The organism is Coleofasciculus sp. G1-WW12-02 (genome assembly GCF_040219735.1).
Classification (GTDB): Bacteria; Cyanobacteriota; Cyanobacteriia; order Cyanobacteriales; family Coleofasciculaceae; genus Coleofasciculus.
Genome location: NZ_JAVJRX010000170.1, coordinates 1 through 9,820, shown reverse-complemented (window position 1 = coordinate 9,820; position 9,820 = coordinate 1). Strand labels below are relative to the sequence as shown.

The following is a 9,820-nucleotide window of genomic DNA, read 5'->3' as shown; positions in this document are numbered from 1 at the left end:
CGTTGGGTAGAAGAGAGAATGTAATCGTCTCGGACATTAAGAGCAGCATTAAGGTCAGCGTGAGTCTGATAGCCACAGTTTTTACAACAGAAGCGAGACTTGTGACGATTTGTCCGCCTGATGTGTTTGCAGACATTGCACTTTTGAGAGGTATAGCGAGGGTCTTGATGGACTACTCGCTTGCCCAAGGCTTCTGCTTTGTAGGTTAAAAACTGCTCTTGCTGATAGAATGCCCAACTCCCCAGCCACTTATTCATTTTCTTGCCCCGTCGCTGAGTGCGAATACTCGACAAGTCTTCAAGCACAAAGACTGCTATCTCTGGCTTTCTGACAAGCTTCTTACTCACACAATGATTCGTATCCTTCATGAACCGCTTCTCGCGTCCCGACATCGCTTTTAATCGACGTTTGGCGCTACGAGTGCCTTTTTGTTGGAGCTTACGACGATTGAATAAGTAACGTCTTTGCACACCTCTTATTTTTGATGAGCTGAAAAATTGACCATCAGAGGTAACGGCTTGATGGTACAAACCTCGGTCAATTCCTTGGATTTCTCCTGTAACTTGTGGAGGGTCAACAGTTTCAAATACCAACCTTACCCAAAACTGTTTGCTGTGCTTTGAGTAGGTTAGAGTTCCGCCGCAAAACTCCCAAGTTTTAAATATCTCCTTAAAGTGTTCCGGTACACTTAGGATGAGCTTTTCACGCTTACCAATACACGAAAGGGTTAATTGATACCCTCTCAGTGTCATGGTGCGCTTGTCATACCTCAGCCCTGATGTTGATTTCTGCTTGGGATGTCGTTTGAATTTGGTTGCTTTAACTGCCTCCATGGCGTTATCCCGAACTGTTTGCAACAGTGCTGATGGTACATCTGGATATTGCAATCTGAGGTCAGCATACAGAGCTTTGTGAGCCTTGTTTTTATTCCACGTCCGCTCCTTCAATGCCCAATCAATGTGCTGATTAAAAATGTCAGCACAAAACCCCATGAGGGGTAGAAACCTCTGATGGGGTAAGTTAACGGGAATGGAAACGGTTCGCTTCATTAATACTCAAAAGCTTGTTTAACACTCATGTTTCAACCTCTTAACCGTTGATATACTTAGAATAGCACAAAACCTTATATGTTTTGTTGATATACACAATATTCATGATTCTATGAAACTTCTGTCATCAACTCATGCTAAACATTGCCTTGGATACCACATCGTTTTCTGCCCCAAATACCGCCATCAGGTGCTTGAGGGTGCAATCGAAATTGAATTGAAACGAATCATTGGGGAAGTGTGCAGAACCTACTACGGTAGCGTTGGTCATGTCTCTGAAGAAGCCGTTAGGAAATACATTGAAACTCAGAAGCAGAGGGGTTAATCGTTGTCCCGACAGATTATTGGCAGGCTAAGGGGTATTGAACCCCTTAGCCTGCCTCGCCTCTCATCAGAGCGCACAAGGCGACGGGGTTTTCTCTGCGATTTTTATAAAAATTGCTCCTACCCCCTATTTGGCTCTGGGATTTTCAGGTAACTTGCCTTGCTCTTGAGCAGCTTTAATGGCTCGCTTGAGGATTAACACTGCCATCTGAGATAGGGAGCGCTCTTCGGCGTTAGCCAGTTTTTGTAGCGCTGCCTTATCTTCTTCTTCTATGTAGAGAGTGACTGTAACTTTTGCCATAGTTTCATTATAAGCACTTTTGTGTGGATAGCACAAGTCTAGACAAAAAAATAAACCGCACATAATCGAGCAAAATTTGTGCCATTTTATGGGGAGTACGAGGGGACGGGGTGCATGGGTGCGGGGGGCATGGGAAGATAATGGTATCGGGTTGAGATTGTGCCGCCTAGCTAAATGCGACAATGGCTGGCTTTTAACTTGACCACTATTTTTCTCTCTTGAACACCATGACACCGAGTCTACTCTTTACCATCGCGAATCTATTTGTTTTACCCTTCTGGCTACTGATGATTCTGCTTCCCAACTGGGGGATTACCCGGAAAGTGATGGAATCCTATCTCCCGTTTGTCGCATTAGCGGGGTTGTACATCTACTTCTTCGCCAACAGTATTACAGCCGAATCTGCCCAAGCCTTATCCAATCCCCAACTTGCTGATATTGCCCGCTTCTTTGGGGACGAAATCATCGCCGCAGCGGGATGGACTCACTTTTTGGTATTGGATTTGTTTGTGGGGCGGTGGATTTATTGGCAAGGGCAGCAGACTGGGGTGTGGACAATTCATTCCCTGGTTCTTTGTTTATTTGCCGGACCAATTGGATTGCTGTCTCACATTTTGACGGCTGGGATTACCCAGAAATTCTCTGCGGGTTCTAAAACGGAATCGACTACTGCATCGACGCCTACTTCATAGATAAGTAGTCGGACATAAATAACCTTAACTGTGTTAGGTTTCCTGAAAATCTCCCATCGGTGCGCTTGGGAGCATGTCACCTTTGTCGGTTGAATCTTTGCAACGTAGGCTCCCACCTTCTTTTTGAGTAAGCCAACGCCAGCAGGTTAGCCTGTTGGGTAACGCTTACACTCTACCCAACCTACAAGAATGTTTTGTGCTGTCCCTGACATGCTCCCGTGGGCTGGAGTGCGATCGCAGACTTTTACAAAACTTAATAAGCCTGCCCTTTACTTTTGTCCAACTCAAGAGAGAGATAATCCCATTTTTATTTAATCGTGCCACAAATGAGGTGATGAACAGATGCGGGAAATGGGGCAATGAAGAGAAAAATAAGTACCTGGACATAAAGTCTTTTATCCTCCTAAAGTCGTAAAAAAATATTTATTATTAAACTAATAACTTTGTGAATTATTGCATATTTCTCTTTAATACACAACTCAAGTTAGATTATTTCTGCCAAAGATTAAGATTAAATAAAAATAGTACACCGCAAGGGAACTACTCAAAATTCCTGAAACGCTGGTGGCAATGTAAGCATTTTGAGTTTTAAATTCCGCGCAGCGGTACAAGTTGATAATTTTTTCTAAATCTGATGAAGGATAAAAAAATGAACAGATATCTTATTCCGAGTCTGGCAATTGGGACATTAGTGTTTAGTGCGGGTCAAGCTCAAGCCGCCCAAGTGGCGATTGACGATTTTGAAACAGGTTTTCAAACAGTCCAACTTGGGGGTAAAGGTATGACCTCTAGCTCAACGATGAATGGGCTTAACCAAATAATTGGTGGAGAGCGCGAAATCGAATTGACCGTAGAGGAGAGTGAATTTGGGCCTAATCGGGGTGCGAGTGTCGATGTGCAAAATAGTCTGCTAACTGTGAGCAACGATGCTGGAATCGAAAGTGAGACAGTTATTACCTGGGATGGACCGGGCAAAAGTGGTCTGAATGCTGATCTGACTGGGGGAGGTATGAATGGGGTCTTCAGTTTGGATATTGTCAGTGTCGATTTGCAGGCACTGGTAACACTAGCCGTGACAGACAGTGGTGGTGATACAGCAAGCCTGAGTAAGGCGGCACTAAGTGAAGGCAGTGCTGTGTTCAATTTCAATACATTTAACAATGCGATGGATACAGATTTCAGTGATGTAGAATCAATATCCTTGACGGTTGGAGGACCACAAGAGGTTGATTTTGCAGCAGATTCTCTTGTCACTACTGTCGCTCCCGTCCCCGAACCGCTGACTATTCTGGGTTCAGGTTTAGCCTTAGGATTTGGCGCCTTGTTTAAAACAAAGTATTCAAGAAAACACCAAAAAACCCAGCACAAGAATTAAGGCACAGATCATTTAAGTAACGTACTGTTTTTGTAGTCCTCAAGTTCCCACATCTTCAACAGGGGTTTTCCTAGCGCCAAAAACCGCGATCGCAACTCCTGCCAATAGAACGGCTGCACCTATTAGCACAAAGCGTCCTGGGAGTTCCTGAAAAACGAGATACCCCAAAAAACTAGAGACAACAGGTTCCCATAAAATCGCTAGGGTAACCAGGATTGGAGAAATCCAGCGCACTGCCCAGTTAAAGCTAGTATGCCCAATTAATTGAGGCAAAACCGCCATGAGCAAACTGTAAAGGTAAACTGCACTGGGATAACCCAGGTAGCCAACACCAAAGACTAACGGCAAGGGCAACAAAACCAGTGCACCAGTGCTATAGGCAATGGTAATATAGCTGCCAATTCCCAAACCACGCCGCTGTGCTTCTCGACCCAACAATAAATACAAACTTGCCATCAAGGCGCCAACCAAAGCCAGACTATTCCCCAAAGCGGGATTATGACTAACGCCCACAGTTTCTTGATCCCCTAAGGCAATCAGCACACCTCCCATAAAAGCAATACCAATTCCCAGTAGGGTTAGCCGAGAGGGTTTTTCCTTAAACCACAGCCAAGATAGCAAAGCCACCCAGATGGGGTTGGTGGTGACTAAAGTAGTAGAAGCAGCAATTGACGTGAAGGATAGGGAAGTAATCCAGGTGGCAAAATGTAGGGCAAGACAAATCCCAGCCCCCACGGCATGAGGGAATGCACCAGGACTCAGTTGATTGGATCGTAGGTTTCCCCAAGCGGGTAATATTAATAAAGATGCCAAACTCAGGCGAGAAGCAGATAGAAAAAGACTAAATCCAACACCACTCAACCCAGCCGCCGTATTGGCTAAGCGAATAAAAATAGCGGCACTGGAAACTGCTAAGACGCCAGCGACTAAAACCAGTCCTACCTGCCACGATAACGGTTGCTTGGGCGTTTTCACAATTTTACGCTCTCTATCCAGTAATATCTTCCTCTGCTAAATTAACAATTATAGTGGGGATATTCTAGCCGCATCATATTTAATTTTTTTACGTTTTCCCGCTAAATGTGGTTGCTGAATCGACACTGTAGACGAGTTTACGAAGTAAACATTAACATCAAACTGAACCTTGATTGGTTGATTTACTAGTAGCTATCGCAGTTTGATAGATAGAAATCATTTGAGTGATCTTGGCGTCCCAGTCAAAGTGTTGAATAACACGCTGACGACCAGCTTTACCCATAGCACGGCGCAAGTCGGGTGATTTAGCCAAGGTTATCATTGCTTGGGCAAGCTCGTTAACAAATCTTTCTGGAGAGGTAGGGTTAATTAGTATTCCACAGGATTCATCAATATAATCAGCAGGTCCTCCCCAGTTAGTGGCAATTACTGGGATTTCTGTCGCCATTGCTTCTAGGACAACAGCACCACCGCATTCTCGCAAACTTGGCAGAACCAAAACATCTGACTCCTGTAATCGTTTGGCACACTCAGGCTGAGTCAACTTGCCGTAAAAGGAAACTGCATCTGTTAATCCTAAGCTTCCAACCTGTTGTTCTAAACGGTTTCTTTGCTTTCCACTGCCAACAATGTCTAAAAATGCTGGAGTCTGCTCTCTTACTTGCTGAAAGGCAAGTAACAACAACCTTACACCTTTCCAGTCTACTAAGCGACCAATAAAGATAAATTTGGTATAATTACGATTACAGTTAGACTCAAAATTAGGTTTCCACAGCGAAATTTCTACACCGTTTTCTACCAACTCCATCACCATTCCTTGTATTTTGCCAGGAAGGGAATTTTGGGTACGCTGATTGGCGACGAGTAATATGTCCGCCTTTCGTTTACCAGGAAACCAAAAATTGAGTAACTCCGCAACAAAACGTCCTAATTTTATAGTATATTCAGCCTGTTTAGTTTGCATAAACTCAAATGAGGGGGGATAATTCATGCCACCATTCATTGGTCCAATAATTATAGGGACTCCTAAATTGAATAACAGGGATGGTTCTTTGGGAGAAACAGGATTAGGTTGATGAACAAGATTAATTTTATGATCTTGAATCAAGGTTTTCAGAAAATATTTAACTTGGTATTGAGTCACCAGAAGTAAAATATAATTGAAAGAAAATTCATAAATTGCGCTTGGTATTATTCGTTTTAATATACGAATTGATCTGTGTAAAATTGTATCTTCTATAAAATGTATAGTTTCCATTTCACCGGGAAATAATGACTGAAGTTCTTTTTTATTTCTGCAATGAACCAATAACCAGGCTGGAATATTATACTTACGGAGTAAGCGAAAATAGTGGAGGGGTAGTGCGGCTTCACCACCCATCTTTAGAGAGGCGTTTTCGGAAACTATTGCAATTTTAATTTTTTCTGATGATTCTGATAATTGTGCCAAGTCCATATCTCTATTCTTTATTTCTTTAATAACAAATAAACTATTGTAGTTTACCACAAAAGTGAAATAAGTCAAATTTCTTCTACATACGGGATTTATCTAACTTAGAGTAAAAAATGATACGATTTAGCAAAGGTTTGGAAATACACAGCGAGAAACAGGGCAAGGCTTTTCCAATTATGTCTATCACTACTCAATCAAATTGGTATGAAGTTTATCGCAATAAACAAAAGATTTTCGATCTGTGGGCACCAAACTACGACCTGCTGTTTACTACTGTCTTCTACCAAGCGGTTCACCAACGGTTATTGGAGTATGTAGAACTACCGGAAAATCCGAATGTGCTTGACCTCGGTTGCGGTACCGGTCGTTTACTGCATCGCCTTGCCACCCAGTTCCCCACTCTCAAGGGTACAGGACTTGATTTATCCTCCCAGATGCTGCGTCAAGCCCGACAGAGCAACCAGCATCGACCGCGACTCATTTTCAAGCAGGGCAATGCTGAGTCTTTACCCTTTACTGAGGGTCAATTTGATGCGGTTTTTAATACAATTAGCTTTCTGCATTACCCTCAACCTCAACAGGTGCTCTTTGAGGTGAATCGAGTCCTGGGAGAGGGGGGACGTTTTTACTTGGTTGACTATATCGGTCGAAAAAAAACAGTGTCCTTTTCTATCCCTTTATTTACCAATAACCTTCGCTTTTATAGTCGAGAGCAACGCGAACAATTTGGTACGGTAGCAGGTATGGAATGCTTGGGGCATCATTTTCTTTTAGGACCAGTGATGCTAACGATTTTCCGACGCATTGGTTCAGGAGGTTAAACATGGAAATTGACATCCTCACCGCCCGACAAGGACGGTGATTCCCTACCAGTCGAACAATGTCAGGGTTTGTTGCTGTAACCTAATCTATTATCATACCTACTCATATCTCTTCAAAATGAGCAGATATTTTTGTCGGGAACCTTTTTGCCCAAAGTGCATACAATAGTAAAAGAAACATCTACCTTCTCGAATCAATGAGTACGCTCACATACTGCAAAGGACTCCCCACTCCAGCCAACGAGTTAAACCCGTTGGGAAAGACTCAACTGGAAATGTTCCTGTCCGAATATTCATTCATTTTCCATCAGGCAGTATGTGAGACAGCCAATCATCTCCTGTCGGCTGACAAGTTCAACAAGTCCAAATGGAACACGCATTTACAGCAAGCGCATAGAATCAGTAAGCGTCACGCTAATGGCGTGATAGCTTTCAGCCAAGGGGCGGTAGATACAGCCAAAGCTAACCGCCAACGGCACATTAAGGTGTTAACTGCTAAGGCTAAATCCTGTGAAAAGTGGATGAAAAAGGCTACACGCAAGCTGAAAAATGCCAGCAAATTTTATCGGAAGAAAAACTGGCACAACAGTAAGAGCGGCTGTCAATTCCCTTTGTCGGTTTCCCTTCAGTACAGGGATACTAACTGGCAGAACTTGCGCTTCCAATTGCACCACAAAAAGCGCAAGCTTTACCACTACCAATTGCAGGTCAATTATCTCAAGGTAGCTCCCATTCGGGTAAACATTCCCAAGGGACAAGCTTTTGTGGTGGGATCTAAGGACGAATCATTCGGCAATCAGACCTGCCAATGGGACGGAAAAACAATCAAGATTCGAGTTCCTTACTGCCTAGAGGACAAGTTTGGCAAGTATGTGTCATCTGAGATTGGAAATTTTCCACGCCAGGTCAACCGACTGCCATCAGAAGGCGCTAAGACCTGGCACTTTTACCGAAAAGATGGCAGATGGTGTGTGGCTGTCCAATTCACGCCTAAGCCCGTTGAGAGATTGTCCAGATCAATCCACTACAGCTGCATTGGCATAGACTTGAATCCTGGATCGATTGGTTGGGCATACATCGATCCAGAAGGCAATCTAATACACCATGGACAAATGTCTATTCAGATGGGCTTGCCACGGGGAAAACAGGACGCCGCCATTAGACAAGTTTGCTTCCTACTTCTGCAGATGGCGCGCGCCTATAAATGCCCGATTGTGTGTGAGGAGTTAGATTTCTTCGGTAAGAAGACCCAACTCAGAGAAAAAGGAAAAAGGTATGCTCGAATGTTGTCTGGATGGGCGTATAGCCGCTTTTTTGAGATGCTAACTGCCATCTTAGGAAATCGCGGCATAGAAGTCAGACAGGTCAATCCTGCTTATACCAGCCTGATCGGTCTGGTTAAATATGCTCGGATGTACGGGCTAGCCAGCGATGAAGCGGCGGCACTGGCGATTGCCCGTCGTGGAATGAAATTAGGAGAAAAATTACCAGACTCCATAACCGCCTATCTGTCGGTGAACGATAGAAAGCACGTATGGAGTCATTGGAACCAACTGAATACCAAGCTTAAGCGCTTGATCAAAAGTAGGCACGCCTACTATGATATCTCTAACTGGGAGTTTTTGGCTAACCCTCAAGCGGGAAGCGGCAACGCACTAAAAATAAGCGCTTAAAGAAACTTATACCGTTGAGTTTTGCCTATGTTTGTTTACTTTTGAGTAGATGTGACTAGGTTTTTGGAAGCGGTTAAATGAGACCCAGAGTTCCGATTTTTTGCACAAGTCAGGGATTTATCACAGGATATGAGAAAATTCAACAAGCAGTTGGATTGTCCGAGCTTAAATTTATGTCTCACGAATCCTCAGAACAACTCAGTCTCTTTGACCAGTCAGGGTTGACATCTTCTACCCCTAATGACTTCCAACCGTCATTAATTCCTACGGATGCCAAGATTCCGATTCCTCCTGGCACTTACGACTCCATGGAGCCACTGGCAGCTCATTGTAACATTTGTCAGCGCTGTGAATTAGGAGCGACTCGCACCCATGCGGTAGTGGGGCGGGGTAATCTTCATGCTCCGATTATGATCATTGGGGAAGCCCCTGGGCAAAATGAAGACGAGCAAGGTTTACCGTTTGTCGGGAGAGCCGGACAATTGCTGGAGAAGATTCTCGCCGCTGTCAAACTGGATAGTGAACGGGATGTCTATATCTGTAACATGAATAAATGCCGCCCTCCTGGTAATCGAGCACCTACTCCTGATGAAGTGGCGGCTTGTAAACCTTATCTACTCGAACAAATTCGCTTAGTCGATCCCAAGATTATCCTGCTAACGGGCGCAACGGCTGTCAAGGGGTTAACGGGTGAAAAGCGCGGGATTACTAAAATTCGTGGCACTTGGATGGAATGGGAAGGGCGAGAGTGTATGCCAATTTTGCACCCGGCATACCTATTGCGGAATCCCTCACGGGAGCAGGGTAAGCCGAAGTGGCTGATGTGGCAAGATATCCAGGCGGTGCGTGCCAAATTAGATGAACTGCAATCCTAGAGCGTCGCTTAGAGCAAGGGAGCATGTCAACGCAAGTAGGTTGGGTTGAGGTACGAAACCCAACGAGAGCAGGTTAGCTTGAATGTGCTGTCCCTGACATGCTCCCTAGAGTGAGAAGTAGAGACGTTCCGGCTGAACGTGTTATTGACATCCTCCCCCGGCTAAAGAGCGCGGGGGATTCCTCACCACGCCACCTTTTTAGGGGTGGTCGCTGATTGGGGTTGACGCTTCGCTGAAGGTTGCCTCCAAATGAGGTCTTACACCCTCTCCACGTCCGTTTAT

The 9,820-nt window shown here is 44.5% G+C and carries 10 protein-coding genes; 6 read left to right on the top strand and 4 right to left on the bottom strand.

The window, feature by feature from the left end; translation table 11 throughout:
* Window positions 1-1,049: RNA-guided endonuclease InsQ/TnpB family protein (locus tag RID09_RS27195; protein ID WP_446339043.1), on the bottom strand; the 1,049-nt coding region annotated here is incomplete at its 3' end.
* A 112-nt stretch (window positions 1,050-1,161) separates the two neighbouring features.
* Between RID09_RS27195 and RID09_RS27190 the strand changes: the two genes are divergently transcribed.
* Complete coding sequence (locus tag RID09_RS27190) at window positions 1,162-1,374, top strand: transposase (RefSeq protein ID WP_446339042.1); 213 nt, start codon at window positions 1,162-1,164, stop codon at window positions 1,372-1,374.
* Window positions 1,375-1,500: 126 nt separating this feature from the next.
* Here the strand turns inward: RID09_RS27190 and RID09_RS27185 are convergent, their stop codons facing one another.
* A complete protein-coding gene (locus tag RID09_RS27185) occupies window positions 1,501-1,674 on the bottom strand; it encodes a ribbon-helix-helix protein, CopG family (protein ID WP_446339041.1) in 174 nt (57 codons plus the stop codon).
* 227 nt (window positions 1,675-1,901) lie between these two features.
* Between RID09_RS27185 and RID09_RS27180 the strand changes: the two genes are divergently transcribed.
* On the top strand, window positions 1,902-2,366 hold the full coding sequence (locus RID09_RS27180; protein WP_446339040.1) for an ABA4-like family protein: 465 nt from the start codon (window positions 1,902-1,904) through the stop codon (window positions 2,364-2,366).
* Window positions 2,367-3,015: 649 nt separating this feature from the next.
* Window positions 3,016-3,741, top strand: a complete 726-nt coding sequence (locus RID09_RS27175; RefSeq protein WP_446339039.1) for a PEP-CTERM sorting domain-containing protein — start codon at window positions 3,016-3,018, stop codon at window positions 3,739-3,741.
* Window positions 3,742-3,780: 39 nt separating this feature from the next.
* Here RID09_RS27175 and RID09_RS27170 read toward each other — a convergent pair whose 3' ends face one another.
* Together RID09_RS27170 and RID09_RS27165 are read right to left on the bottom strand one after the other, a co-directional pair.
* Window positions 3,781-4,716: a DMT family transporter gene (locus tag RID09_RS27170; RefSeq protein WP_446339038.1), complete on the bottom strand. Its 936-nt coding sequence runs from the start codon at window positions 4,714-4,716 to the stop codon at window positions 3,781-3,783.
* A 157-nt stretch (window positions 4,717-4,873) separates the two neighbouring features.
* On the bottom strand, window positions 4,874-6,241 hold the full coding sequence (locus RID09_RS27165; RefSeq protein WP_446339037.1) for a glycosyltransferase family 4 protein: 1,368 nt from the start codon (window positions 6,239-6,241) through the stop codon (window positions 4,874-4,876).
* Between the two features lie 104 nt (window positions 6,242-6,345).
* Here RID09_RS27165 and RID09_RS27160 point away from each other — a divergent pair, with 104 nt between their 5' ends.
* From RID09_RS27160 to RID09_RS27150, 3 genes are all read left to right on the top strand, one after another.
* The gene (locus tag RID09_RS27160) at window positions 6,346-6,990 is read left to right on the top strand and encodes a class I SAM-dependent methyltransferase (RefSeq protein WP_446339036.1); all 645 of its coding nucleotides are present in this window, start codon (window positions 6,346-6,348) and stop codon (window positions 6,988-6,990) included.
* A 197-nt stretch (window positions 6,991-7,187) separates the two neighbouring features.
* On the top strand, window positions 7,188-8,663 hold the full coding sequence (locus RID09_RS27155; protein WP_446339035.1) for an IS200/IS605 family accessory protein TnpB-related protein: 1,476 nt from the start codon (window positions 7,188-7,190) through the stop codon (window positions 8,661-8,663).
* Between the two features lie 173 nt (window positions 8,664-8,836).
* The gene (locus RID09_RS27150; protein ID WP_446339034.1) at window positions 8,837-9,538 is read left to right on the top strand and encodes a uracil-DNA glycosylase; all 702 of its coding nucleotides are present in this window, start codon (window positions 8,837-8,839) and stop codon (window positions 9,536-9,538) included.
* Window positions 9,539-9,820: the final 282 nt, after the last annotated feature.